The following is a 24,732-nucleotide window of genomic DNA, read 5'->3' as shown; positions in this document are numbered from 1 at the left end:
GGGTTGGGGGCGGGTGGGGTGGTGCGGGCCGACTGCCTCGGGGGGTTGATCCGGTGTGCGGCGGGGCGGTACGCGGAGGCGGTCGGTGTGTTGGCGGTGGCTGTGGCGGGGCTGGCGGGGGAGCCGCGGTGGCGGGCGAACGCGTTGGTGGGGTTGGGGGTGGCGGCGGGGCACCTGGGGCGGTTCGCCGAGGCGGATCGGGCGTTGGCGGAGGCCGGGGAGGTCTACGCCGGGATCGGGGAGGTGGAGCGGGCCGCCACCTGCGTGCACAACCGGGGGTTTCTCGCCGCCGAGGCGGGGGAGCACGCGCGGGCCGTGGAGCACTACGCGGCCTCCGGGGTTGATGAGGGGCGGTGGCCGGAGGTGTTGGTCGATCGTGCCCGGTCGGAGTTGGCCCTGGGGTTGGTGCGCACCGCTGATGCCACTCTGGCCAGGGCGGAGGTGTTGTTGGCCGCCGCGGGGCGGGCGCCCGCGTTCGCGGAGGCGTTGCTGGCTCGGGCCGAGCACGCCTTGGGCAGCGGGGACCGGGAGACGGCCGCTCGGACGGCCACCAGGGCCGCCGCGCTGTTCCGGGACCACCGGCTGCCCGAACTGGGTGCCCGGGCAGGCGAACTGGCCCGGCGGGCGGTTCGGGTCGACGCGCCTGCCCGCCTGGAACGGGCCAGGTCCGCTCTCACCGGGGCGAGCACGGCGCGGGACCTGCACGTGCGCAACGAACGGTTGCTGGCCCTGCACACCGGTGACGACGCCGAGCCCGCGCCGCTCGACGACCCCGCGCTGGTGGTCCTCATCGACCGGGGCGGCACCCTGCTCGCGCTGTCCACGGCAGGTCTGCGGGAGGTCGGTGACACCGCTCGCATCACCGAAGCCGCCCGAGCCTTCCACCGGCACGCCGTCCTCGCCGAACACTCCGCGAGCGGGGAGGCCCCCGCCGAGCTGTCCGCTCCCGGCTTGCTGGGCGCCGGGCTGTTCCCCGCCTGCCAGCCCGCCCCCGGCCTGCCCACCGCCGACCAGGCCATCCCCGGCCAGCCCACCCCCAACCAAACCGCCGGGCTGTTCCCCACCGGCCTGCCCGACCATGGCCTTTTCGCCTCCGCCCTGCCCACCCTCGGCCTGTCCGCCACCGGTTTGCCCCCTACCGGCCTCCCCGTCTCGGGCGTGCCGGACGTCGGGTTGTCCCCCGCCAGTCGGGCCGCCGTCGAGTTCGCTCGGTTGTTGGGGCTGCCCGCCGGCCGGCGCACCGTGGTCGTTCCCACGCCCGCCCTGGCGGGGTTGCCGTGGGGGCTGCTGCCGGGTGCCACCACCGTCGCCCCCTCGGTGGCCGCCCACCGCCGCGCCAAGGCCGCTCCCGAGCCCACCGGGCCGTACCTGTGGATCGCCGGTCCGGGGCTCGCCCACGCCGTTCCCGAGGTGACCGCGCTGCACCGCGCCCACGGCGGCACACTGCTCGTCGAGCCCACCGTCGACGCCGCTCGGGAGGCCATCGGGCGGGCGGGGTGGGTGCACGTCGCCGCGCACGGGCACCACCGGGCCGGGGCGCCCGGGATCGACCTGGGGGACGGGACGTTGCACCCGCACCACCTCGGTGGGCTTCGGCGGGGGCCTGGGCGGGTGGTGCTGGCGGCGTGCGAGGTGGGGCACCCCTACGGGTTTCCGCTGGCCTTCCTCCGGTTGGGGGCCAGGGCGGTGGTGGGGAGTCCGATCGCGGTCAGGGACCGGGGTGGGCGCGGGCCCGGGCCGCTGGGGGTGGTGGGGGCGTGAGGCGGGCGATCTCGGCGGCGACCCGGGGGGCGGCGAAGGAGGTGCCGCTCCAGCGGGCCGCGCCGAAGGTGCGGGTTCCCCCGACGAGGCGGACGTGGCTGCTGAGGACGTCCACGCCGGGGGCGTGGCGGTCGACCCAGGGGCCGCGGTTGGTGAAGGGGGCGGGCGAGCCGTCGAGCGCCGAGGCGCCGACCGCGACCACGCCGGGGAGTGCGGCGGGCCAGAACGGGCGGGTGGTTCCGGTGTTGCCCGCCGCGGCGACGATCGTGGTGGTGGGGAAGCGGGTCAGCTCGTCCGCGAGGACCGGGGGGCAGCGGTCGTCGGCGGTGTGGCAGCCCGCGGTGAGGACGATGACGTGGGGGTGGGGGCGCGTCGACTCGTGGTGGAGGGCGGTGGCGAGGGTTCGGTCGTCGGTCAGGCCCCGGGGGGTGAGGACCCGGTGGGCTCGGATGGTGACCCCGGGGGCGTGGCGCAGGAGGACGCCCGCGACGAAGGTGCCGTGGCCCGCCTGGCGGTCGGCGTGGCCGTCGGCGTCCCCGTCGAGGAGTTCGGTGGTGGTGGGGTCGAACCAGGGGCGGTCGGCGAACCAGGGGTGCGGGTCGAGGCCGGTGTCGAACAGGGTGACCGTGACCGGTGGCGCCCAGGTCTCCCGCGGCGGTGGCGGGGGTGGGTCGGCCGGGGTGGGGACGGCACCGGTGCCGTGCAGGACCGGGGTGCCGACGAGGTGGACGTGGTTGGCCGCGACCGGAACCCGCTCGGCCACGTCGGCGGCTATCCGCACGCAGTCGGCGGCGACCGGCGGGCGCAACCGGATCAGGCCCGGACCGTCGGTTTCGACGGTGTCGACCCACTTCCGCAAAATGCGAGCGGCATCTTCCACCCGCGCCCTCGGAACGAGGAGCTGACCGGTTCGGACGAGGCACTGGGCGGGTCCGCCCGGGTCGTGCACCGTGAGGCCGCTGAGCCGTTCGGCCAGCTCGGGGAGGGCGTCCGGGTGCTGTGAGTACACAACGGACACCCTGCCGCCACCGCGGTCCCCCCGCACGGAAGGCGCCACGACGTCACCCGGACCGGTGATCTCCACTGTCGGTGATCATCGTCTCCATTCGGCCCACCGAGGCGGGGCGTTCACCGTCTTTCCGGGTGGAACACACGCCACTAAGGTGCAAAAGGGAGGACCGGTGCTGGATAGTGGCCAGGTCGCACCGATCGGGCGGGGCCGGTTCGACGTCGGGCGACGAGTTGCGGATGGTGGTGACGGCGGTGAGCGGTTCCCGAGCTCCCTCCCGCACCCTGCTGCGCCTGGTCGTGACCGGGGCGTTGGCGCTCATCGGCTGGCTCGCGCTGGCCGTTTCCGCGTCCGCGCAGACCGCCTACGAGCCCCCCGCCCCCGAACAGTCCCCGAGCGACCAGTACGACGGCTCCGCCGCGCTGTTCGGCCTGCTGGACGGCACGCTCGACCAGGTCACGACGGTGCTCAACACCACGCTCAGCACCGTGACGGGGGTCGTCCACACGGTCACCGAGACCGCGAACCAACTGGTCGCGCCGGTGCTGGACTTCTCCCCGCCCGCCCCGGTCGTCCTCCCTTCCTTACCGCCACCGCCGACCCTCCCGCCACCGCCGACCTTCTCGCCGCCGGTCGTGCCGCCGTTCACCCCGCCGTTCGCGCTCCCGGTCCCGGAGGCACCCGCGCCGCAGGTCCCGACCGCGCCCACCCCCGTCACCACCCCGGCCCCGGCCCCGGCCACCCTCCCGCAGGCCCCCGCCGCCGTCACCGCCGCTGCCGCTGAGTCCCCGCGCAGGCACGACCAGGCGCACGTCCGGGTCGACCGCAGGTCCGACCGGGTGCCCGCCGCGGCCACGGCGCCCGCCCAGGCCGAGCCGGTCGAGGCCACCGCGCTGACCGGGTCCGGTCAGGCGCCCCAGCAGCCGTTCTCCCCCAGCGCCCCGGCCGCGCCCGCCGCCACCCCCTCGGGTCACGACCTGAGCGGTCAGGCCCGCGGTGGCGCCCCGCAGGGCGTGCTGTCCACGCGCACCGGCGCCGCGCCGCCGACCTTCGCCGTCACCGTCGACGACCGGGTGTTCGCGCAGCCGGGCCGGGTGGCCGGGCTGCCCGCCTCGACACCCGACTGACACCCGGGTCCCGCGGGACCGGTCTGTCCGCTGCCGCCGACCGTTCGGGTCGGCCGCTCCCCCAGGTATCGCCCGAGACACCCGGCGGTCCTGGAGATCCCCCCGAGGAACCAGACGTCCCGATCGGCCGACCGCGCCCGGCCGACTCGGGGACTGGCCCCGGCGCCGCGATGCCCCCGCGGCGCCGGGGTCCCACCCTCGGTCGCCCGCCCGATCGGCACAACGAGGGGCTGTGCCGACTGACCTGGGCGTACGACCAGGGCCGAGTGCGCTGGATGGCGGAGTCGCAACCGAAAGGTCCACGCGACTACGCCATCCAGCGCACTACTTTGTAGCGGTTGGACCCCCTCCGGGGCCAGTCACGCCACCGGGATGAGTCCGGCTCCCGCTCCCGGCGCGGTCTCCCCGCCGACCTCCCCGGCCACCACCGCGAGCCTGCGCACGGCTTCGACCAGCGCCGGGGGCGCCAGCGTGTAGGGCAGCCGCAGCCACCGCTCCAGCCCGCCGTGGGCACCGAACCGCGACCCCGGCGCCACCCGCACCCCCACCCGCTGGGCCCCGACCGCGATCCGGGTGCTGATCGGCGCGGGGAGCGCGCACCACAGGCTCTGCCCGCCCGCGGGCACCTCGAACTCCCAGCTCGGGCAGTGCTCCCGCAGCGCGTCGACCAGGGCCCCGCGCTGGGTGCGGATCTGCGCCCGGCGCGCGGCCAGCAGCGGCTCCGGGTCGGCGTACAGCTCGGCCAGCACGAGCTGCTCGAAGACCGGGGAGCCCAGGTCGAAGGCGTACCGGGCGGCGACCAGCCGGTGCACGACCTCGGCCGGGGCGCGGACCCAGCCCAGCCGCAGCCCGCCCCAGTGCGACTTGCTGGCCGACCCGACGGTGATCACCTGGTTCGGCGCGAACACCGCCATCGGCGGCGGGCCGTCCGCCGGGTCGCCGTCGAGGTCCAGCTCCACCAGGGCCTCGTCGACGACGGTCGGGGTGTGGGTGCGGCGCAGGACGGCGGCCAGCCGCTCGCGGCCCGGCGCGTCGAGCCTGCGCCCGGTCGGGTTGTGGAAGTCGACGACCAGGTAGGCCAGCCGGGGTGCGGCCTGGCGGATGGTGGCCGCCAGGCCCGCGAGGTCCCAACCCGCCTCGGGCATCGGCACCGGGACCGGGACGGCGTGCGCGGCCCGGATGGCGTCGATGGCGTTGGGGTAGGTCGGCTGCTCGAGCAGGACGCGGTCGCCGGGGCCGGTGAGGGTGCGCAGGGCCAGTGCCAGCGCGTGGTGGCTGCCGTTGGTCACCAGGACCTGTTCGGGGTCGGTGGGCAGGCCGCGGGCGGTGAACCGCTCGGCGAGGCGGGCGCGCAGCAGCGGGTGGCCCACCTCGTGGTAGCCGTGGCCGCCCAGTTCGACGGCGAAGCGGTCGCGCACCCGGTCGAAGGCCGCGAGGATCTCGGGCAGCGCGGCCGGGGCGGCGCGGGCGAGGTCGAGGGGCTGCTCGGTGAAGGCGGTGGGCGCGGCCGGGGTGTTCGGCTGCGCCGTCCAGGTGCCCGAGCCGCGCCTGCTGCGCAGGAAGCCGTCGCCGCGCAACTGCTCCCACGCGGCGGCGACCAGGGTGCGGCTGACGCCGAGCGCCGCGGCCAGCTCGCGCTCGGCGGGCAGCGTGGTGCCCGGGGGCAGCTCGCCCTCCAGCACCAGCCTGCGGATGCCCGCGGCGAGCCCGGTGGAGCCCTGCCTGCTGCCCGCGGCCCGCCACTGGCCGAGCAGGAGGACCAGTCGGCGGGCCGACATCCGGCCGGTAGGCGCGTCCACAAGGCCAATTGTGCATGATTGGCCGTGGATGAGAAGGCCAATGCCCGGCCACGATGGGGGCATGTCAGCTCTGGACGTGAGATCGGTGGCGGTCGGGGTCAGCCCCGGGCGCAGGCTCCCGCAGTTGTTCCTCGGCCTGGTGCTCTACGGCACCAGCATGGCCATGCAGATCGAGGCCGCGCTCGGGCTCGCGCCGTGGGACGTGCTGCACGAGGCGCTGCACGAGCGGACCGGGCTCAGCTTCGGCACCATCACCGCGATCACCAGCGTCGGCGTGCTGCTGTGCTGGATCCCGCTGCGGCAGCGGCTCGGCGTGGGCACCGTGGCCAACGTGGTGGTGATCTCCCTCTCGGTCGACGCCGCGCTCGCGCTGCTGCCCACCCCGTCGGCGATGGTGACGAGGCTCGCTTTCCTGATCGGCGGCGTGCTGCTGAACGGCTTCGCCACCGCCGCCTACATCGGCGCCCGGCTCGGACCGGGGCCGCGCGACGGGCTGATGACCGGGCTGTCCACGCGCACCGGCGTCTCGATCCGTTGGGTCCGAACGGGAATCGAGCTGACCGTGCTCGCCACCGGCTGGCTGCTCGGCGGGACCGTCGGCCTCGGCACCGCGCTCTACGCGCTCGCCATCGGCCCGCTCGCGCAGGCGTTCCTGCCGCTGGTCTCCTGGCGACCGCGCGCCGGGGCGTAAAACCGACATTACTGTCGACGGTGTGAACGACACGACGACCACCCCCGCCCTGCCCCGCTGGAGCCTGGCCGTCCCACCCGCCGCGGCGGTGGTGCTGGCCGTCACCTGGGGGCGCTCCCTCGGCGCCGTCCTGTTGGTCCTGGTCTGCCTCGGCCTCGGCGGCGCCGTCACCGCCGCGGTGCACCACGCCGAGGTCGTGGCGCACCGCGTCGGTGAACCGTTCGGCACGCTGATCCTCGCCCTGGCGGTGACGGTCATCGAGGTGGCGCTCATCGTCACCCTGATGACCTCGGGCGGGGAGAAGGCCGCGTCCCTGGCCAGGGACACGGTGTTCGCCGCGATCATGATCACCTGCAACGGGATCGTCGGCCTGGCGCTGCTGGTCGGCTCGCTGCGGCACCGGGTGCAGGAGTTCCGCGCCCACGCCTCGGGCGGCGCACTCGCGGTGATCGTCGCCCTGGTGACGTTGAGCCTGGTGCTGCCGACCTTCACCACCTCCACCCCCGGGCCCACGTTCTCCGGCGCCCAGCTCGCCTTCGCGGGCGTCGCGTCGCTGGTCCTCTACGGGGTGTTCGTGTTCGTGCAGACCGTCCGCCACCGCGACTACTTCCTGCCCAAGGGCAGCACCTCCGACGACGACCACGCCGACGCCCCCACCAACCGCACCACGTTCACCAGCCTGGGCCTGCTGCTGCTGTGCCTGGTGGCGGTGGTGGGCCTGGCGAAGACCGTGTCCCCGACGCTGGAATCGGCCGTCGAGTCCCTCGGTGCGCCGGTGTCGTTCGTCGGCGTGGTCATCGCCATGCTGGTGCTGGCCCCGGAGACGGTGGCGGCGGTGCGCGCCGCGCTGCGCGACCGGTTGCAGGTGAGCCTGAACCTGGCCCTGGGCTCGGCGCTGGCCAGCATCGGGCTGACCATCCCGGCAATCGCGGTGGCCTCGATCTTCCTGACCGGGCCGCTGCTGCTCGGGCTGGGCGCGAAGGAACTGGTGCTGCTGGTGCTCACCGTGGTGGTGAGCATGATGACCCTGGTGACCGGGCGGGCCACGCTGCTGCAGGGGACCGTCCACCTGGTCCTGTTCAGCGCGTTCGTGTTCCTGGCCGTCACGCCGTAGGTCAGGCCCTGGTCAGGGAGTCCCGGACGACCTCGTAGGTGACGCCGAAGCCGGTGAGGACGTCGGCGGCGGTGCCGCCGGTGCGGAGGATGGCCAGGAGCAGGTGCTCGTCGCCGATGGTGTTCTCGCCGCGTTCGACGACCTCGACCAGGCAGCGCTGGAGGACGCGCTTGCACTCGGGGGACAGCGGGACGCGCCACCCGAAGGGGCGCCCGCGCCTGCCCGCCGCGGCCAGGGCACCCGCGCCGTGGCTGTGCTCCACGGCGGCGACCACCGCGTCCACGTCGATGCCCAGGCCGGTGAGGGCTTCGGCGTCCGCTGTGGACAGCCCACCGCGGCGGCGGGCGGCGTCGATGGCCTCGCGGGCCGCCGCGGTGGTGACCGCGTGGCGGGCGAGGATGCCGGTGCCCGGGGTCCGGTCTTGGGCGAGGATGCCGAGCAGCAGGTGCTCGGCCTCGACCCGCGCCGCGCGGTCGCGCTCGGCGATCTGCACGCCGTCGCGCACGGCGTTGCGCGCGGCCTTGCTGAAGCGTTCGAACATCGTCAGTTCCTCCCGTGTTTCTTGTGCACGGCCTGCTTGCTGACACCCAGCTCGGCCGCGATCTCCTGCCACGACCACCCGTCCGCCCGAGCGCTGCGCACCTGGACCGCCTCAAGCTGTTCGAGGAGCTTGCGCAGCGCCGCGACGGCGCGCAGCCCCACGCGGGGGTCGCGGTCGCCCGCGGCGCCTGCCAGTTGTGTTGCTTCCGCCATGGGTGTCAACTTATGTTGACGAGGGCGGGTATGTCAACCCAAGTTGACGGAGGCAGGATGCGCACATGCCGCAGATCACCGTCGCCGAGGCAGCCGGGGTCGGACTCGACGGGCGGGAACGCCCGACCGAGGACGTCGTCATGGTCCTGCCGGACGCCGTGGTCGTGCTCGACGGCGCCACCGCCACCCGCGACGACCTGCCGTCCGGGGGCGCGTACGCGATCGAACTGGGCGCGCAGCTCGTCGCCCGGCTGACCGCGGCGCCGGAGCTGTCACTGGTCAAGCACCTGGCCGGGGCGATCCGGGCGGTCGCGCGCGGCAACGGCTACACCCCGGGCAACAGCCCGTCGAGCACGGTGGCCGTGGTGCGCTGGACCGACGACGAGGTCGAAGCCCTGGTGCTGGCCGACACCCCGGTGGTGGTGTTCACCGACGACGGGTACGAGGTCGTCGAGGACACCCGGCTGGCCGACCTGCCCCGGGAGGCGCGTTCGACCACGGCGTCGGTGGACCGGTTGCGCAACCAGGACGGCGGGTTCTGGGTCGCCGAGGCGCTGCCGTCTGCGGCGGCGCAGGCGGTGCACCGGACGTGGCGGCGAGACCGGGTGCGGGCGGCGCTGATCGCGACGGACGGGGTGGCGTGCGGGGTCGACCGCTACGACCTGTTCGACTGGCCTGCCGCGCGTGCGCTGGTGGACGAGCACGGGCCGCAGGCCCTGCTGGACGCTGTCCGCGCCGCTGAGCGCGGCGACCCGGACGGTGTGCGCTGGCCTCGGCGGAAGGTGCACGACGACCAGGCGTTGGCTTGTGTGGACTTCACTGATCCTGTTTAGGGTTCGGGATTTTGTTGTGGGTGCCCGGGCGGATGGATCTGCTCGGCCGTGCCGTGGTTTACAAGCCCGGGATTTTCGGGGCTTGCCCGGGTGGGTGGATCCGCTCGGGCGGGGCCCCTACAGCGATCATGCGCCCAGTGTGACCGAGTGGGGCGAAAAGATGCCCCACAGCCCAAGCAGGCTTGCACATGATCGCTTCCCCCACCCAAGCAAATCCACCCACCCGGGCATTTCCGTAGCCGGGCCGGCGGTTTTCGGGGTGGTCGCCGGCTGCGCAGGGTGGGGTTCGGCGTGACGGGCCGCCAGACCAGCGGTTGTTGGGGTGGGAGGCCTGCCCGGTGGGCAGGCCCCGGCCCGGCGGGTCCGCCGGGCCGGGGCGCGGGGCTCAGCTCTTGCCGATGCCGATCCACTCGAAACCGCCGCGGCGGGCCACGGCCGGGTCCAGCAGGTTGCGGGTGTCGATCACGGTGGGCCTGCTGACCAACTCCGCCAGGCGGGACCAGTCCAGCGAGCGGAACTCCGGCCACTCGGTCAGCACGACCACCGCCTCCGCGTCCTTCGCCGCCAGGTACGGGTCGTCCACGACGGTGATGCCGGTCAGGTCCGGGTGGGGATTGTCCTGGCTCAGGGCCGGGTCGTAGCCGACCAGGTCCGCGCCCGCCTGGCGCAGCAGCGCGGCCACCGCGAGGGCCGGTGAGTCGCGCAGGTCGTCGGTGCCCGCCTTGAACGTCAGGCCGAACAGGGCGATCCGCTTGTGCGACAGGGAACCGCCGCGCTTGCCGGTGACCGCCAGCCGGACCTTCTCCACCATCCGCTGCCGCTGGCGGGTGTTGGTGTCGATGGTGGCCCGGATGAGGCGGAACTCGAAGTCGGCGGCGTCGGCCAGTTGCAGCATCGCCGAGGTGTCCTTGGGCAGGCAGGAACCGCCCCAGCCGGGGCCGGGTTGCAGGAACGCCTGGCCGATGCGCTTGTCGTAGCCCATGCCCTCGGTGACGTCGGTGATGTCGGCGCCGAGGCGGTCGCACAGCTCGGCGACGGCGTTGACGTAGGACAGCTTCATCGCCAGGAAGCAGTTCGCCGCGTACTTCACCAGCTCCGCCGACGGCGCGTCGGTGAGCACGGTCGGGGCGCCCAGGCGGGCGTAGAGGGCGGCCACGCGCTCGGCGGCGTCCTGCTGGGAACCGCCGACCACGATGCGGTCCGGGTTGAGGAAGTCGTAGACCGCGCTGCCTTCGCGGAGGAACTCCGGGTTGGACACCACGGCCACGTCGTCGCGGCCGAGGAGTTCCGCGGTGCGCTCGGCGGTGCCGACCGGCACGGTGGACTTGTTGACCACCACGCAGCCCGGCGGCAGCAGCTCGCGCACCTCCTCCACCACGGCCTCGACGATGCTCAGGTCCGCCACCCCGCCCACGCCCATCGGCGTCGGCACGCAGAGGAACATGACCTCCGGGCCCTCGGCGGTGTGCCGCATCGCCGAGGTGGCGCCCAGCACGAACGTCAGCCGACCGGCGGCCATCCCCTCGGCGACCAGCTCGGCCAGGCCCGGCTCCAGGATGTCGATCTCACCGCGCTGCAACCGCTCGACCTTGGCCGCGTCCACGTCGGCGCAGACCACGTCGTGGCCGAGCGAAGCCAGGCACGCCCCGGTCGTCAACCCCACGTACCCCGTGCCGACCACGGCGATGCGTCGTACGAACACCGATTCCCCTCCTCTGCTCTCAGCTCGCGCTCGGCGCGGGCTCCGCCCCCGGCGCCATCATGCGAGCCGAGGCGAAAGCACGCAACGCCCCGTCGTCGGTCAGGTCCACCAGCGGGTTGCCCCACTGGTCGGTCGAGCCCCCGGCGGCGGGCGGGCCGTCCGGGAACGGCCCGGCCGACTCGAAACCGGTCAGGCCGTCGTAGACGGAGACGTAGGCCTCGGCCTGCGGGCGCCAGTCCAGCACCTGCTCGGCCCGGCGCCTGCCCGCCGCGCCCAGCTCGCCCCGGCGGGCCGGGTCGTCGGCCAGCGCCACCACCGCGTCGGCCAGGCCCGCGCTGTCGCCGGGCTCGACGTAGACCGCGCAGTCACCGCCGGACACGACCGTCTCGGTGAGCCGGTAGGCGACCACGGGCAGCGCGTAGGCCATGTACTCCATGGTCTTGTTCATCGTCGACACGTCGTTGAGCGGGCTCAGCGGGTCCGGCGAAAGGCCGATCGAGGCCGCGGACAGGTACCGGGTGATCTGCTCCGGGCCGACGCGGCCGGTGAACTCCACGTAGTCGTCGAGGCCGAGTTCGGTCGACTGCCGCTTGAGGTCCTCCAGGCAGTCGCCGAAGCCCAGCAGCACGAAGCGGAAGTCGGTGCGGCCGTGCTCGTGCACGATCCGGTTCGCCGCCTCCAGCACGCCGTCCACACCGTCCTGCGGACCCATGATCCCCAGGTACGCCACCAGGTGTTCACCACCGCGCCGCACGGTGTCGTCGGTGTGGACGGGGCGCATCTTCGTGGTGTCCGGGCCCGAGCGCACGACCGTGGTGTGCCCGCGCGGCACGCCACCGCGGCGCACGGCGATGTCCTGGTAGGACGTGTTGGTCGAGATCACCCGGTCCGCGGTGCGGAAGGTCCGGCGCTCCAACCACTCCAGCACCGCCAGTTGCAGCTTGCCGACGAACCCGGTCGGCTCGCCGAAGCGGGAGCGGTACACCTCCGGGTTGAGGTCGTGGTGGTCGAAGACGAACCGCACGCCCGCGGCCTTCCACGGCAGCGCCAGCGCCCAGTACGTGTCCGGCGGGTTGCACGCCTGGATGACGTCGAAGCGGGCGCGGCGGCGCACCTTCAGGCTCAGCCACGCGGTGCGCACCCAGCAGTAGGCGAACTCCCAGGCGAACCCCAGGGCCCCCTCGGCCTGCCGCGGCGGGGCGTACTTGTACAGGTGCACGCCGTCGAGTTCGGCGTACGCCGGGTCACCGGGGCCCTTGGGGCAGATGACCGACACCTCGTACCCGGCGGCCTTGAGGGCTTGGCACTCCAACCACACCCGCCGGTCGAGCGGGACGGGCAGGTTCTGCACGATGATCAGGACGTGCGGGGCCCTCTGACGCCTCACGGGGACCTCATTCTCTGGAAGTACCGACTCCCGGTAATCGCCCGAGGTGTCGGTCGGGTTACCTAACGGCCGGATTCGGCCGCGCGGCTGGTGGTGTCGGCGGACCACGACGCCTGCGTGCCGCGCAGCCGCCGCCAGGTCAACAGCACCCGCTCGGCCACCAGCACGGCCAGGTAGCACCCAGCGTCGAGGAGACCGACCTCACCGGACCGCACGGCGCCGCGGAGCTCACCGAGGGACACCGGCGCCCCGGTCGCCCGGTGGCCCAGGCGGTCCAGCTCGGCGTTGCCCCGGCGCACCCTGGCCCGGCGCCGGATCGTGGCCACGGTGCTGCGCGGCGGGCGCACCAGCGACCGCGCGCCCGGGGCCACCGCGGCCTCGGCGGCGCTGAAGGAGCGGTGCACGTAACCGTCGTCGGCGATCACCGGGGGCATCGGGAAGATCCGCGCGTGACCCGCCTCGGCGAGCATGTAGGCGCCGGTGCCCGCCAAACCGCGCCGGGCCGCCATCAGGTGCTCCAGCACCCGGTGGAAGCGGGTCACCAGGGCGGAGGCGCCGGTCAGGTCGTACTCGGGGACCGGGGCGCAGGCGAGCGCACCCGCCTCCAGGCACCCGACCAGCTCGCGCACCGACGCGGCGGACAACTCCACGTCCGCGTCGAGGTAGAGGCGGGGGAAGGTGCCGCAGGACCGGTCGCCGAGCAGCAGCGCCGGGACCTTGCCCGGCACCTCGGTGTCGATCACCCGCACCCCGAACGCCCGCGCCACGTCGGCGGTCCCGTCCGTGCACGCGTTGGCCACCACCACCACGTCCAACTCCCCCGGCTCGGCGCCGGAGAGCAGGGCGTGCAGGGTGCGCCCCAGGACCCCGGCCTCGTTGTGCGCCGGGATGACCACGCTGACCGCGCTCACGCCGCGACCCGCTCCCCCGGCAGCACCGCGCCCGGCTGCCACCCGCGCACCCACTCACCGCGCCTGCGCCACACCTCGGTCCACCGCCCCGGCCTGCGCAGCACCCGCTCCGCGACCGACCGCAGCAGCACGCCGAACGCCATCGCCCCGAGGCCGTAGCGGCGCGCGAGCCCGGTGTAGTGCCGCCGCACGACGGTGGCGCGGCCACACAGCACGAGCACGTCCCGCCCCGCCCTGGTCGAAGAGGAAGCGCCGATCGCGTGCACCACCTCGGCGGTCGGCGTCATCGACGGGCGGAGCCCCAACCGGGCCGCGCGCAGGCACAGGTCCTGGTCCTCGCCGTAGATCAGGAAGAGCTCGTCGAACCCGCCCAACCTGTCCCAGAGTTCGCGGGAGACCAGCAGGAACCCGCCGCTGATCACGTCGACGTGCCGGGCGCTGTCCCGCCCCCAGTGCCCCAGCGCCTCCGGGTCGAACACCCGCGAACCCCGCGCCACCACCGACAACCCGAGCGCCCCGCAGGTGAGGCTCCAGAGGGTGATGCGGCCGAAGCAACTGCGCGGGTCGACGGTGCCGTCCTCGGCCAGGTAGCGCCCACCCACGACGCCGTGGCCCGGGTTGGCCCGCAGGTGCGCCAGCAGCGCGTCGATCGCCCCCTGCTTCGGCTCGGCGTCCGGGTTGAGCAGCAGGACGTGGTCACCGGTGCTCCGCTCGGCGCCCCGGTTGACGGCGTACCCGAAACCGGAGTTCCGGCCGAGGCGGGTGACGGCTTTTGCCCCCAGGAACCGCTCGGCAACGTCGGCCGCACCATCGGCGGAACCGTTGTCGACGAGGATCACCTCGTGGGCGGCAGCGGGCTTCGCGGGCCCGGTCAACGCGGCGAGCGTCCGTTCCAGGTGGGCGGCGGCGTTGTAGGACACCATCACGATCGACAGCTCGGGGCCGCCCCTGTTCCCTGCCACAGCCGTCCGCTCGGTCGCGCCGGCCCACTGGTGGCGGTCCGGTCTCCGTGTTCGGCATCGGGAGCCGTTCGCACACCGTTACACCTGGCAGGATGACCGCCATGCTGGGCCAGACCGCTCGCCGCCTCATCCTCCCGCTGACCTCCCCCGTCGGCTCCATCCGCACGGTGACCACCCCGACCCCCCAGGTCGTGCTCACCTACGACGACGGACCGGCCCCCGAGGACACCCCGGGCGTGCTGTCAGCACTGTCCGACGCCGGAGCGACGGCGACGTTCTTCGTGCTGGTGGCGCGGGCGGAGCGGAATCTTTCGCTGCTGGGAGAGATCGTGGATGCCGGCCACGAGGTGGCGCTGCACGGGATCGACCACGTGCGACTGACAACGTTGCCCGCCGGGGACGTGCTGCGGCGGACCCGGGAGGGCAAGGAGCGGCTGGAGCAACTGCTGGGGGCACCGGTGCGGTGGTTCCGGCCGCCGTACGGGGCGCAGCAACCTGCCACGTGGGCGGCGATTCGGCGGTGCGGGCTGGAATCCGTGGTGTGGAACCGGACCGGGTACGACTGGCAGGACGATCCGGTGGAGGAGGTGGCGGAGCGGACGCTGGTGGGGGCTTCTGCGGGGGACGTGATCCTGATGCACGACGGGCACGCCGGGTTGGACGTGGGGGTGGATGACGGGGCTGCGCCGGGGTTTTCCCGGGAGGGGTTGGCTCGGGCGGTGCTGGGTGGGTTGGCGGAGCGAGGACTGGCACCGGTGTCGTTGGGGGAAGCGGTGGGGGCGGGGAAAGCGGTGAAGGGCGCCTGGTTCCGAAAGTAGGCGGGACACTTCCTGCAGGGATTCTTGGCGGCTCAGGAGCATTCCGCCCGGGTTCTAGGAGCGCAGTTCGGCGTATGCGCCTGTTCGATCTGAGCTGTTCGAGGGTTGAGGTGCCGACTTCGGAGCGGTTCAGCCTGCGGACGAATTCATCCCACGGCGTCATGCCGTCGATCCTGGGAGCGCGGACGGTCGCCTCATCAGCGGGACCGAACTGGAACCACAGGCAAGGTTCCGGGATGCGGAGGGCGCGCGCCCAGTACTCAAGCTTCCGCAGGTCTCGGACAGGCTGGTGCGACGCCTCCAGCCTGCTGATCTGACCTTGGGAAAGATCCAACCACCGCCCCACCTTGGATTGCGTCAGCGCAGGCCGGTGTTCAAGCCGGTACGCGTACAGCACCTGCCCGAAGTGCCTGGACCGGAGTGCCTCGCGCATCGCCGGGCGGCGCCAGAACTCATCGGGGAGTTCGGGGGCCGCACCGGGGCGGATGACCTGGCGGGCGCAGGGGCCGCAGAGGGTGGAGCGGTTGTCCCCGGCCAAGCGGGTCGTGCACCTGGCGCACACTCGCCGGTTCGTTTCCAAGATCCACCCCCTGATGCCTCCTACCACCGAGTGCAACAATCCGCATTCGCTTTGAACTGCGAATATTTACTTTATGCATAAATTGGGCGCGCATACCCACCACCGCCTGCGAAGAGGGCAGTGGCGGCGAACTTCGCCACTTTCGCGGCCGATGGCGGAACAGCCCCGCTCGCGCAGGGAAAACGGTCACCCGGCGGCCCGGAAGTCGAGCACGCCCGGAACAGCCCCGCTCGCGCGGGGAAGACCGGGTGCATGTCGTGAGCGGCGCGGGCGAGGTCGGAACAGCCCCGCTCGCGCGGGGAAGACAAGCAGGCGGTGCGCGCCGACATGCGGTGCGCGGGAACAGCCCCGCTCGCGCGGGGAAGACGTGAGGGCCTTGCGGTCGGAGTTGGGGGCGATGGGAACAGCCCCGCTCGCGCGGGGAAGACACTTCCTGACCTGCGGGTTTGGCGGGCGAGGTGGCGGTTTTCATTCACTTCGGCGGCTGATCGCCGGGTCAGGTGATGGGGGAGGGGGATTGGGCGTCCTGGATGAGGAGGGTCGGGGGCTTGCTGCCGTCGGCGGGGACCTCGTAGATGGAGGGGACCTTGGCGTTTCGGAGGGCTGCGCCGTAGGCGATGTTGTTGTTGTCGAGCCAGGTGGGTTGGTCGTCGAGGCCTTGGGTGCCTGGGATTTCGGTGGTTTTGCCGGTGGCGAGGTCCAGGACGTTGAGGACCCAGGCGCCCAGACGGCCTTGGCGTTTCTTGAAGGCGACTCGGGTGCCGTCTGGGGAGAGGGAGGGGCACTCGGCGTTCTGGATCACGTCGTGGGCGGTGCGGGTTTGGAGGTCGCCCTTGACCAGCCAGGTGCGGCCTGCTGTGGCGAGGGTGGCGTAGAAGGTTCTGCTGTCGTCGGCGACTGTTACGCCCCAATAGTTTCGGTCGGCGGCGGTTACTTCGGTGCCTTCGAGGGTGGCGGTGAAGGTTTCCAGGGAGTCGATGACCTCGCCGGTGCGGAGGTCCATCACACCGGTGCGGGTGGAGAAGCCGCCGGGGACCGAGTAGGAGTCGCCGGTGACGAAGGTGGTCCAGCTCACCACCTCGCCGGTGTGGGAGATGCGGGCTCGGCTGGGGATTCCCGCCAGCGGGGTGGTGTGGGTGACCTTGCCGGTGGCGTCGAGGACCGCTGCCTCGTAGGAGGGGCCGATGCCCGCCAGGCGGAGGCAGACGGTGCGGGCCGCTGAGCGGTAGACGCGTTCGCAGCGGAGGTCGGTGGGGTTGCGGCCCGCTGTCGGGTCTTCGACCTTCGTCAGTTGGTTGACCTGGTGGAGGCCGCTGGACATGTCGACGAAGAGGAGGCCGCCGGTGGGGGCTGCGGAGGTGGGGGTGCCTGCGGGGGTGGTTCCGGCGAATTTGACCGCCAGGTAGGTGCCGCCGCCCAGGACGACCAGGACTATGGCCGCTACTGCCAGCAGGGCGCGGCGCCTGTTCGTCATGGCTGGACCTCGTTCTTCTTCTCGGCATCAGGGGTGTTGATGGTGGTCTGGTCGCCGCCGGAGCGGCCGACCAGGAGGACCGCCGCGACCAGGGCCGCCACCAGCAGGGCCGCCGCGATCATCGTGGCGGTGGGCATGGTGACCACGGACAGCAGGATGCCGAAGCCGACCGACGACAGGAGCCTGGCCAGCGCCTGGCCGGTCTGCACGACCGCCATGCCGCCCGCGCGCAGGTGCTCCGGGACGACCGCCCCGGCGTAGGCCATCAGCACACCGTCCGTCGCCGCGTAGAACAGGCCGTGGACGGCCAGGGCGGCGACCAGCACCCCGTAGCCGCCCCACGGCAGCAGCAGCGCCGCGTACACCCCCAGCAGCAGCACGTGCCCGGCGACGAATACCGGCCACCGGCCGACCCGGTCGGCGATCCGGCCCACCGGGTACGCGCCGAGCAGGAACACCAGGGCCGTGCCCAGCGGCAGCAGCGGCAGCACCGTGACCGGCACGTCCAGGGTCTTCTGCGCCACCACGTAGACGAACGCGTCGCTGATGGTGGCCAGGCCCAGCACGGTGGCCGCGCCTGCCACGCGCAGGAAGCGGCGGTCGCGCAGCAGGCCGAAGGCCGAGCGGAGGCGGATCGCGGGGCGCTGGGTGGCGGGGCGGGGCGGATTGGCTTGAGCGGCGGCGCGGGGTGGGGCGGCGGGGTCGCGCGGGGCGGCCTGAGCGGCGGCGCGGGGCGGGGCGGGGGGCAGGCGGCGGGGGTCGGCGGGGACGAAGGCTGCCAGGACGATCAGGGCGATGAGGCCGAAGCAGAAGCTGGTGACGAAGATCGGGCCCGAGTCGGCGCCCAGCGAGGCCAGCAGCAGGAAGGTCAGCAGCGGGCCGAACAGCGCCCCCACGGTGTCCATCGCCCGGTGCAGGCCGAACGCGCGGCCCAGGCTCTCGGCGGGGGTGGCCAGGGAGATCAGGGCGTCGCGGGGGGCGGTGCGCAGGCCCTTGCCCGCTCGGTCGAAGGCGAGGACGCCGCCGATCGCGAGGCCGGAGCCGCCCGCGAGGGGGAAGACCAGTTTGCTGGCCGTCGACATGGCGTAGCCGGCGAAGGCGACCACTTTGTACTGTCCCAGCCGGTCGGCGAGGTAGCCGCCGACCAGGCGCAGGATGGTGGTGGCGCCGGTGTACAAACCGTCCAGGAGTCCGAATTGGACGTACCCGAGTTGCAGGGTGTAGATCAGGTACAGCGGGAGGAAGGCCGAGACCATCTCCGCCGACACGTCCGTCAGGAGGCTGACCGCGCCCAGGGCGACGACCGTGCCGGGGACGCGACCGGGCCGCGACGGGCCGGTGCCGGTGTCGGGGGTGGTGCGCGCCGACGCCAGGTACATCGTCGACTCCTCACCGCGCCGACCGGGCCCCGGTCAGCTCCTCGTCACACCTCGGGCGATGTCCGCCACCTGAGCCGCCGCCCGCGCCCACGAGTGGTGGGCGCGCACTTCGGCCATCTCCCTGGCCACGCGGTCGAAGATCGCGTCGTCGGCGCGCAGGCGCGTGATGGCACCGGCCAGCTCAGCCGGATCATCGGAGTCGACCAGGTCGCCGTTACGCCCGGTGACGACGATCTCGGGCATGGCGAAGGCGTTGCGGGCCACGCACGGCAGGCCCCGGGACAGCGCCTCGACCAGTGCGATGCCGAAGCCCTCGAACTTCGACGGCATGACGAACAGGTCGTGCTCGTCGTACACCTCGGCCAGCCGTTCGACCGGCAGCCTGCCCAGGAACGTCACCCCCGGTGGCGGTTCGCCCACCATGGGCCACTCCCGGGGGCCGACCACTGTCAGCGTGAAGTCCGGGTCGACCTCGGCGCGCAGCAGGGCCAGGGCGGCGACGACCTGGGGGCCCGCCTTGGTGGCGAAGTCCTTGCCCACCAGCAACAACCGGGTGCGCGGACCCTCCCGCCTGCGCCGCAGGACCTCGTCGGCAACCCCCGCGCCCGCCCAGGTCGCCGAGGCGCCCGGGTTGACCACGTGGACCTTCGCCGGGTCCACCCCGGACACCCGGACCAGGTGGTCGGCGAACCAGCGGCTCATCGCGAGCACCCCGGCGGCTTCGGCGTAGACGCCGCGCTGGCGGTCGCGCAGCCGCACCAGGTCGGCCTCGTCGAGGGACGGGAAGTGGGTCAGGCGCCCGCGTTCGTCGCGGTGTTCGAAGAGGACGTCGTAGCTGAGGTCCTGCAGTACCAGGTACGGGCGGTCGACCACGGCGAGGTCCTGCACCTGGAGGACCACTTCGGCGCCGGAGGCGGCGACGTCGTGGCGGACGGCGGTGTCGAGGTAGCGGCGGGCGAGCCTGGAGTGCTTCCACATCGACACCCAGGTGCCGTCGACGCGGCGGGCGTTGAGCGCCTTGAGGCCGAGGCGGACCGGGTCGGGGAAGCGCACCCCGGCGTCGACACAGTCGAGGTCGGGGACGTCGCGGAGGGCGCTCCGGAGGTTCCACGGGGTGTAGGACCACGTCGGTTCCGGCTGGGGGTCCCACGCGCAGGTGAAGCCAAGTCGCACGCGGTCACCATAGCCGCCTCGACTACACGGCCAGTAACAATTCCGCCCCCGATGCGACGATAGATCCGGAGGGGCGTGCCGGCTCCGCTCGCCGGAGGCCTTGGATCGGGGAACATGAGATGGACTTCTGGAGGACCGTAGGGGTCCTGCTCCGCCGCTGGCCGGTGGCGCTGGCCGTGTTCGGTGCGACGCTGGGCATCGCGGGTGCGGTGTACGGCACGGTGCCCACCGAGTACGAGTCGAAGGGCCTGGTGATCCTGACCGTGCCCACCTCGGGCGCGACGGTCACCAACGACCCCACCAAGCCGCCCGGCGTGGTGAACCCGCTGCTCGCCTTCGACGGCAGCCTGCAGATCACCTCGCAGCTCCTGGTGCAGACGCTGAACGACCCCAAGATCGTCGAGCAGCTCACCGCGCAGGGCGCCACCGCCAAGTACGAGGCGGGCGACGGTTCGCTCGACGGTCCGTTCATCATGGTCGTGGCGACCGGTGCCTCGCCGGACGAGTCGCAGCGCACCGTGTCGCTGGCCTTCGACCGGGTGCGCGAGGAGCTGTCGAAGCGGCAGACCAACCTGGGTGCGCCGGACTCCACCTTCATCAACATGGAGAACGTGGTCGCCCCGACCCCGGCCGAACCCAAGATCGGCGGCAAGGTGCGGGCCGCGGGCGCCGCGTTCGCGCTGGGCTTCGCCGCCGCCCTCACCTCGGTCTACCTGCTGGAGTCGCACTCGCGGCGCAAGCGCGGCGGTGACAGGGCGGGCAAGTCGGGGAACGGCCGCAAGGCCGAGGTCGCCGAGCCGGAGGAGCTGCTCAGCGGCTCCGCGGCACCCCGGGCCGAGCGCAAGCCGCAGCAGGGCGCCCAGCCGTCCAACGGCGCGGGCATCAACGGTGCCGGTGTCAACAGCGCGGCCGTCAACGGCGGCGCTGTCAACGGTTCCGCCAAGCCCGACGGCCCCGCCAAGCCCAACGGCGTGCCGGCCAACGGCACCCAGGTCAACGGCACCGACGGCAAGGGGAAGGCGAACGGGGTGCTGCCGACCGGCGGCGCGCGGCCCGTGCAGCCGCCGAACGGCGACCCGCAGGCCACCCGGCGGATCGCCCCGGTGCAGCGCCCGCCGCACCGGCCGAGCTGATCCGCGCGGACCGGACATGGCGCTGTACGACCTGGCCGACGAGGGCAGGCGCACCCGGCAGCGGGCCGACGCGGCCACCCTGGTCGGCGTCTACCTGTGCTTCCTGGTCCTGGTGCCCGCCCGGCTGGTGATCGGCGGGCTGCCGCTGGACGTGCGGCCGTCGCTGCTGCTCGGGCTGGGCCTGGGCCTGTGCTGGCTGTGCGCGCAGATGGTGGACAACCTGGGCATGGCCAAGGGCCCCAACCCGGCGCGCACCGGGATCTTCGTCTTCGCCGCCTCCCAGGTCGCCACCTACGGCTACGCGACGTGGAAGTACCTGCCCGCCGACGAGCTGAAGTCGGCCGACCTGAGCTTCATCACGATCCTGGGCCTGCTGGTGGTGGGGCTGCTGGTGTGCGACGGCATCCGCACCCTGGACCGGCTGGACCGGGTGCTCAAGCTCGTCGTGGTCACCTGCGCGATCATGGCGTTCATCGGCCTGTTGCAGTTCTTCCTCGGGTTCGACCTGGTCAAGTACATGACCGTGCCGGGGCTGCGCGAGGTGGGCTCCGGGGAGTCGGTGCTGGAGCGGTCGATCTTCCGCAGGCCGTCGGGCACCGCAGGGCACCCGATCGAGTTCGGGGTGGTGTGCGGGTTCGCGGTGCCGTTCGCCGCGCACTACGCGTTCCGCACGCAGGCGGCCGGGCTCAAGGCGCGCAACTGGTGGATCTGCCTGCTGCTGCTGGCGATGGGCGCGGTGGTGTCGCTGTCGCGGTCGGCGATCCTGGGGATGCTGGTGGCGGCGATCTTCCTGATCCCCACCTGGCCGGTGCGCCGCGCCGTGCAGACCGTGGTGGCGGCCACCGGGTTCCTGGTGGTGCTGCGGTTCTTCGTGCCCGGTCTGGTGGGGACGCTGCTGAGCCTGTTCAGCAACATCTCCAACGACCCCAGCATCCAGGGCCGCACCGACGACTACGACTCCACCAGCCAGACCATCGCCGACAACCTGTGGCTGGGCAAGGGCTTCGGCACCTACCTGCCCACCAGGTACGGGCCGCTGGACAACCAGTACCTGGGCACGATCGTGGAGAACGGGCTGATCGGGCTGGCGGCGCTGATCGCGGTGTTCCTGCTGGGCATGTGGGCGGCCGGGGCGGCCCGGCGGGCCACCCGCGACCCGCACGTGCGCGACCTGGCGCAGACGATCCTGGCCTGCATCGCCATGCTCGGGGTCTCCAGCGTCACCTACGACACCTTCGCCTTCAAGATCGCCAGCGGGTTGATGTTCATCCTGATCGGCGCCGCCGGGGCGCTGATGCGGATCAACCGGGCGACCTCGGGCGGGATCTCCGGGCCGACGCTGCGGTTCTCCGCCAAGGCGCTGGCCGCCTGGGCGGCCCGGGGCGTGGCCACGGCTCGTGACCAGGCCCGGGAGCCCCGGTGACCGGCGGGTCAGCGCTTGACCTCACCGCCGTCGGCGAAGGTGTTGCCCGCCCAGTCCAACTGCCCGGCGACGTTGGCCGGGCCGTAGACGAACGACTTGCCGAACACGTTGTTGCGGATGGTCCGGTTGGAGCCGTTCGGGTCGAGGTAGATGGTGTAGTTGCCGCCGTCGAGCCAGTTGCCCTCGATGAGGACGTTCGACGGGGCACCGCCCTCGCCGCCGATGAGGATGCACGAGGTCTGGTGGCGGGGGTTGGAGATGGTGTTGCCGCGGATGGTGATGTTGGAGCTGCCGGTGGACTGCACGCCGTCGTTGTGCGGTTCGTCGCTGTCGAGGCCGGTGTACTCCAGGTCGTGGATCCAGGAGTACTCCAGGGTGCTGCCCTGCTCGGTGTGCACGCCGTCGTTGCAGCCGTGGATGTTGGCCCGGATGGTGTGCACCCGGTTGAAGCCGATGCCGTAGCCGCAGCCCTTGCCGCTGCCCGCGATCTCGGTGTCGATCACCTGGAGGTTGGCGTACTGGTCGAGCTTGTAGATGCCGTACGGGGCGGTGGTCTTGATCAGCGAGCGGGTGATGCGCACGTTGTCGGCGGCGACCCGCACCGAGCAGGGGATCGACTTGCCGTCGATCACGGTGCCCGGCTTGTCGATGACCAGTTCGCCCTTCTCGCAGTTCATGGGGGTGAGCTTCACGCCGGTGTGCTGGTAGCCGGTGTTGTGCGGGCCGGGCTGGGCGCTGGGCGGGGGCGGCGGGGCGGCCTGCGGGGGCGGCGCGACGGGCTTCGGCTTGGCGGCCGTGGTGGTCACCGCGGGCGGGGCGGCGGCGGCGGTGGTGCTGACCGGCGGGGCGGTGGTGGGAGGCAGCAGGGTCCCGGTGGGGGTGGCGCTCGCCGAGGTGGTCGGTCCGAGGGTGGGCGACGGGCCGCCGTCCGCGCTCTCGGCCTCACCGCAGCCGCCGAGCAGCACGGCGGTGGTCACGGCCGCGGCGAACGCCCCGGGTCTGGACCGGAGGCGCCTATCTCGAACAGATCTCATCCTGATAACTCCTCATTCGTTCCGGGTGGTCGCACACGACACGCGCCCATTTCCGGTCACCTTTTCCCGACCGCAGCCGATCACCGCCGGCCTTCTTACCCGAAATCCTCGTGCACGCACACCCCGGGGGCAACCGGTCACCCGGGCGCCCCGCCCACACCACCCGCGCGCAGGCAGCCGCGGCCACCCCGTCCGGAGTCCCGGTGACCACACCCGACCAGTCCACCGAGCCCACCGCGGCGCCCCCGGCCGAGGGCAAGGTGCGCAAGGCCCTGGGGCTGAGCTTCCTCAACACCGTGACCGGCAAGCTGGGCACCCTGCTGACCGGCGTGCTGCTGGCCCGCATCCTGGCCCCGGAGGACTTCGGCGCGTTCGCGGTGGCGCTGGTGGCGCTCAGCGCGGTCCTGGCGGTCAACGAGCTGGGGGTGAGCCTGGCGCTGGTCCGCTGGCCGGGCGACCCGCGCGACATCGCCCCGACCGTCACCACGATCTCCCTGGTCAGCAGTGCCGTGCTGTACGCGGTGTGCTGGTTCGGCGCCCCCGCGTTCAGCGCCGCGCTGGGCGCCCCGGAGGCGGCCGGGGTGGTGCGGCTGCTGTGCGCGTCGGTGCTGATCGACGGGGCGACGGCGGCGGCGGCGCAGTTCGTGAACCGGGAGTTCCGGCAGGGCGTGCGGCTGGTGGTGGACCTGTCGAACCTGGGCCTGTCGACCGGGCTGACCGTGGTGCTGGCGCTGGCCGACTTCGGTCCGGCGAGCCTGGCCTGGGGCCGGATCGTGGGCAACGCCCTGTCGGCGCTGCTGCTGTTCCGGCTGGTGTCGCTGTGGCCCCGGCCGGGGTGGGACCGGTCGCAGGCCCGGGAGCTGATCAAGTTCGGGCTGCCGCTGGCGGGGGCGTCGCTGCTGGTGTTCGCCATGCTGAACGTCGACTACATCGTGGCGGGCCACCTGCTCGGCGCGGTCGCGCTGGGCCTGTACCTCCAAGCGTTCAACCTGGCGAGCTGGCCGGTGAACATGTTCTCCACGGTGGTGCGCCGGGTGTCGCTGGCGGCGTTCGCGCAGGTCCAGCACGACCCGCGGGAGCGCGAACGGGCGCTGGGCCGGTTCGCGCAGCTTCTGGCGCTGACCGCGCTGCCGGTCTCGGCGCTGCTGGGACTGCTGGCGCTGCCGATCATCCGCACGCTCTACGGCGAGCAGTGGGTGGGCGCGGCAGAGGCGTTGCAGTTCCTGGCGGTCCTGGGGATGGCCAGGGTGGTGGGGGAATTGGCCTACGACTACCTGGTGGCGCTGGGCCTGCCGGGGCGCACGCTGTGGATCCAGGGCATCTGGACCGGTGGGCTGGTGGTGGCGCTGCCGATCGGCGCGCTGGCCGACGGGATCCGCGGGGTGGCCGCCGCGCACGCGATCGTTGCGGTGGTGCTGATCGTGCCCGCGTACGGCATCGCGGTGCGCCGCACGGGGGTGTCGCTGCGCCGGGTCCTGGCCCTGGTGGTGCGGCCGGTGCTGGGGTGCGCGCTGCTGTGCGCGGTGGTCCTCGGCGTGCGGGTGCTGCTGGACCAGACGTTCGTGGAGCTGCTGGTGGCGGGCCTGCTCGGTCTCCTGGCCTACGCGGCGGTCGTGTGGCCGCTGCGGAACCTGCTCAGGAAGCCCGGGTTCTGATCGTCTGAACAGGA

Annotated in this window: 21 protein-coding genes and 1 CRISPR repeat array; of the genes, 9 read left to right on the top strand and 12 right to left on the bottom strand. The window is 73.1% G+C overall.

Features of this window, described 5'->3' with window-relative positions; all coding sequences use genetic code 11:
- Positions 1–1,761 (top strand): CHAT domain-containing protein (locus L6E12_RS34695; protein ID WP_255683089.1); only part of this gene is annotated, 1,761 nt, incomplete at its 5' end.
- Here L6E12_RS34695 and L6E12_RS07325 read toward each other — a convergent pair.
- A complete protein-coding gene (locus L6E12_RS07325) occupies positions 1,709–2,770 on the bottom strand; it encodes a S8/S53 family peptidase (RefSeq protein ID WP_236227115.1) in 1,062 nt (353 codons plus the stop codon). The genes L6E12_RS34695 and L6E12_RS07325 overlap by 53 nt on opposite strands.
- A gap of 254 nt (positions 2,771–3,024) precedes the next feature.
- On the opposite strand from L6E12_RS07325, the gene L6E12_RS07320 reads away from it, so the two are divergent.
- Positions 3,025–3,897, top strand: a complete 873-nt coding sequence (locus L6E12_RS07320; protein WP_236227114.1) for a hypothetical protein — start codon at positions 3,025–3,027, stop codon at positions 3,895–3,897.
- 359 nt (positions 3,898–4,256) lie between these two features.
- On the opposite strand, the gene L6E12_RS07315 is transcribed toward L6E12_RS07320, so the two are convergent.
- On the bottom strand, positions 4,257–5,675 hold the full coding sequence (locus L6E12_RS07315) for a PLP-dependent aminotransferase family protein (protein WP_236227117.1): 1,419 nt from the start codon (positions 5,673–5,675) through the stop codon (positions 4,257–4,259).
- Between the two features lie 82 nt (positions 5,676–5,757).
- Here L6E12_RS07315 and L6E12_RS07310 point away from each other — a divergent pair, with 82 nt between their 5' ends.
- Together L6E12_RS07310 and L6E12_RS07305 are read left to right on the top strand one after the other, a co-directional pair.
- Positions 5,758–6,387: a YitT family protein gene (locus L6E12_RS07310; RefSeq protein WP_236227113.1), complete on the top strand. Its 630-nt coding sequence runs from the start codon at positions 5,758–5,760 to the stop codon at positions 6,385–6,387.
- A 22-nt stretch (positions 6,388–6,409) separates the two neighbouring features.
- Positions 6,410–7,501: a calcium:proton antiporter gene (locus L6E12_RS07305; RefSeq protein ID WP_374201844.1), complete on the top strand. Its 1,092-nt coding sequence runs from the start codon at positions 6,410–6,412 to the stop codon at positions 7,499–7,501.
- Position 7,502: 1 nt separating this feature from the next.
- On the opposite strand, the gene L6E12_RS07300 is transcribed toward L6E12_RS07305, so the two are convergent.
- Both L6E12_RS07300 and L6E12_RS07295 read right to left on the bottom strand, forming a co-directional pair.
- The gene (locus L6E12_RS07300) at positions 7,503–8,042 is read right to left on the bottom strand and encodes a Clp protease N-terminal domain-containing protein (RefSeq protein ID WP_236227112.1); all 540 of its coding nucleotides are present in this window, start codon (positions 8,040–8,042) and stop codon (positions 7,503–7,505) included.
- Between the two features lie 2 nt (positions 8,043–8,044).
- Entirely contained in the window at positions 8,045–8,254 is a 210-nt protein-coding gene (locus L6E12_RS07295) for a helix-turn-helix domain-containing protein (protein WP_110079386.1), read from the bottom strand.
- Positions 8,255–8,319: 65 nt separating this feature from the next.
- Between L6E12_RS07295 and L6E12_RS07290 the strand changes: the two genes are divergently transcribed.
- The gene (locus tag L6E12_RS07290; RefSeq protein WP_236227111.1) at positions 8,320–9,087 is read left to right on the top strand and encodes a protein phosphatase 2C domain-containing protein; all 768 of its coding nucleotides are present in this window, start codon (positions 8,320–8,322) and stop codon (positions 9,085–9,087) included.
- A 385-nt stretch (positions 9,088–9,472) separates the two neighbouring features.
- Here the strand turns inward: L6E12_RS07290 and L6E12_RS07285 are convergent, their stop codons facing one another.
- The 4 genes from L6E12_RS07285 to L6E12_RS07270 all read right to left on the bottom strand — a co-directional run bounded on the left by L6E12_RS07285 (position 9,473) and on the right by L6E12_RS07270 (position 14,049).
- Positions 9,473–10,789: a UDP-glucose/GDP-mannose dehydrogenase family protein gene (locus tag L6E12_RS07285; protein ID WP_236227110.1), complete on the bottom strand. Its 1,317-nt coding sequence runs from the start codon at positions 10,787–10,789 to the stop codon at positions 9,473–9,475.
- 19 nt (positions 10,790–10,808) lie between these two features.
- A complete protein-coding gene (locus L6E12_RS07280; protein ID WP_236227109.1) occupies positions 10,809–12,176 on the bottom strand; it encodes a glycosyltransferase family 4 protein in 1,368 nt (455 codons plus the stop codon).
- Positions 12,177–12,238: 62 nt separating this feature from the next.
- Entirely contained in the window at positions 12,239–13,087 is an 849-nt protein-coding gene (locus L6E12_RS07275; protein ID WP_236227108.1) for a glycosyltransferase family 2 protein, read from the bottom strand.
- Positions 13,084–14,049 (bottom strand): glycosyltransferase family 2 protein, encoded by a 966-nt coding sequence (locus L6E12_RS07270; protein ID WP_236227107.1) that lies wholly within the window; start codon positions 14,047–14,049, stop codon positions 13,084–13,086. Before L6E12_RS07270 ends, L6E12_RS07275 begins: the two co-directional genes overlap by 4 nt.
- A gap of 92 nt (positions 14,050–14,141) precedes the next feature.
- Between L6E12_RS07270 and L6E12_RS07265 the strand changes: the two genes are divergently transcribed.
- Positions 14,142–14,867 (top strand): polysaccharide deacetylase family protein, encoded by a 726-nt coding sequence (locus tag L6E12_RS07265; protein ID WP_236227106.1) that lies wholly within the window; start codon positions 14,142–14,144, stop codon positions 14,865–14,867.
- A 736-nt stretch (positions 14,868–15,603) separates the two neighbouring features.
- Positions 15,604–15,875: direct repeats of the CRISPR family, unit length 28 nt; unit sequence GGAACAGCCCCGCTCGCGCGGGGAAGAC.
- A 68-nt stretch (positions 15,876–15,943) separates the two neighbouring features.
- Here the strand turns inward: L6E12_RS07265 and L6E12_RS07260 are convergent.
- From L6E12_RS07260 to L6E12_RS35320, 3 genes are read right to left on the bottom strand one after another with little or no spacing between them, the layout of a single operon-like run.
- Positions 15,944–16,921: a hypothetical protein gene (locus tag L6E12_RS07260; RefSeq protein WP_236227105.1), complete on the bottom strand. Its 978-nt coding sequence runs from the start codon at positions 16,919–16,921 to the stop codon at positions 15,944–15,946.
- On the bottom strand, positions 16,918–18,300 hold the full coding sequence (locus L6E12_RS07255; RefSeq protein WP_236227104.1) for an MFS transporter: 1,383 nt from the start codon (positions 18,298–18,300) through the stop codon (positions 16,918–16,920). Before L6E12_RS07255 ends, L6E12_RS07260 begins: the two co-directional genes overlap by 4 nt.
- Before the next feature lie 33 nt (positions 18,301–18,333).
- Entirely contained in the window at positions 18,334–19,473 is a 1,140-nt protein-coding gene (locus L6E12_RS35320; protein WP_236227103.1) for a glycosyltransferase family 4 protein, read from the bottom strand.
- A 119-nt stretch (positions 19,474–19,592) separates the two neighbouring features.
- Here L6E12_RS35320 and L6E12_RS07245 point away from each other — a divergent pair, with 119 nt between their 5' ends.
- On the top strand, positions 19,593–20,606 hold the full coding sequence (locus tag L6E12_RS07245) for a hypothetical protein (RefSeq protein ID WP_236227102.1): 1,014 nt from the start codon (positions 19,593–19,595) through the stop codon (positions 20,604–20,606).
- A 16-nt stretch (positions 20,607–20,622) separates the two neighbouring features.
- On the top strand, positions 20,623–22,029 hold the full coding sequence (locus L6E12_RS07240) for an O-antigen ligase (protein WP_236227101.1): 1,407 nt from the start codon (positions 20,623–20,625) through the stop codon (positions 22,027–22,029).
- 8 nt (positions 22,030–22,037) lie between these two features.
- Here the strand turns inward: L6E12_RS07240 and L6E12_RS07235 are convergent, their stop codons facing one another.
- Complete coding sequence (locus L6E12_RS07235; RefSeq protein WP_236227100.1) at positions 22,038–23,063, bottom strand: right-handed parallel beta-helix repeat-containing protein; 1,026 nt, start codon at positions 23,061–23,063, stop codon at positions 22,038–22,040.
- Between the two features lie 203 nt (positions 23,064–23,266).
- Between L6E12_RS07235 and L6E12_RS07230 the strand changes: the two genes are divergently transcribed.
- Positions 23,267–24,718 carry a lipopolysaccharide biosynthesis protein gene (locus tag L6E12_RS07230; protein WP_236227099.1) on the top strand — a complete coding sequence of 484 codons (1,452 nt, stop codon included), beginning with the start codon at positions 23,267–23,269 and terminating at the stop codon, positions 24,716–24,718.
- Positions 24,719–24,732 lie beyond the last annotated feature (14 nt).

The sequence above is a fragment of the Actinokineospora sp. PR83 genome (assembly GCF_021056305.1).
Classification (GTDB): domain Bacteria; phylum Actinomycetota; class Actinomycetes; order Mycobacteriales; family Pseudonocardiaceae; genus Actinokineospora; species Actinokineospora spheciospongiae.
This window is presented reverse-complemented; position numbering and strand designations above follow the sequence as displayed.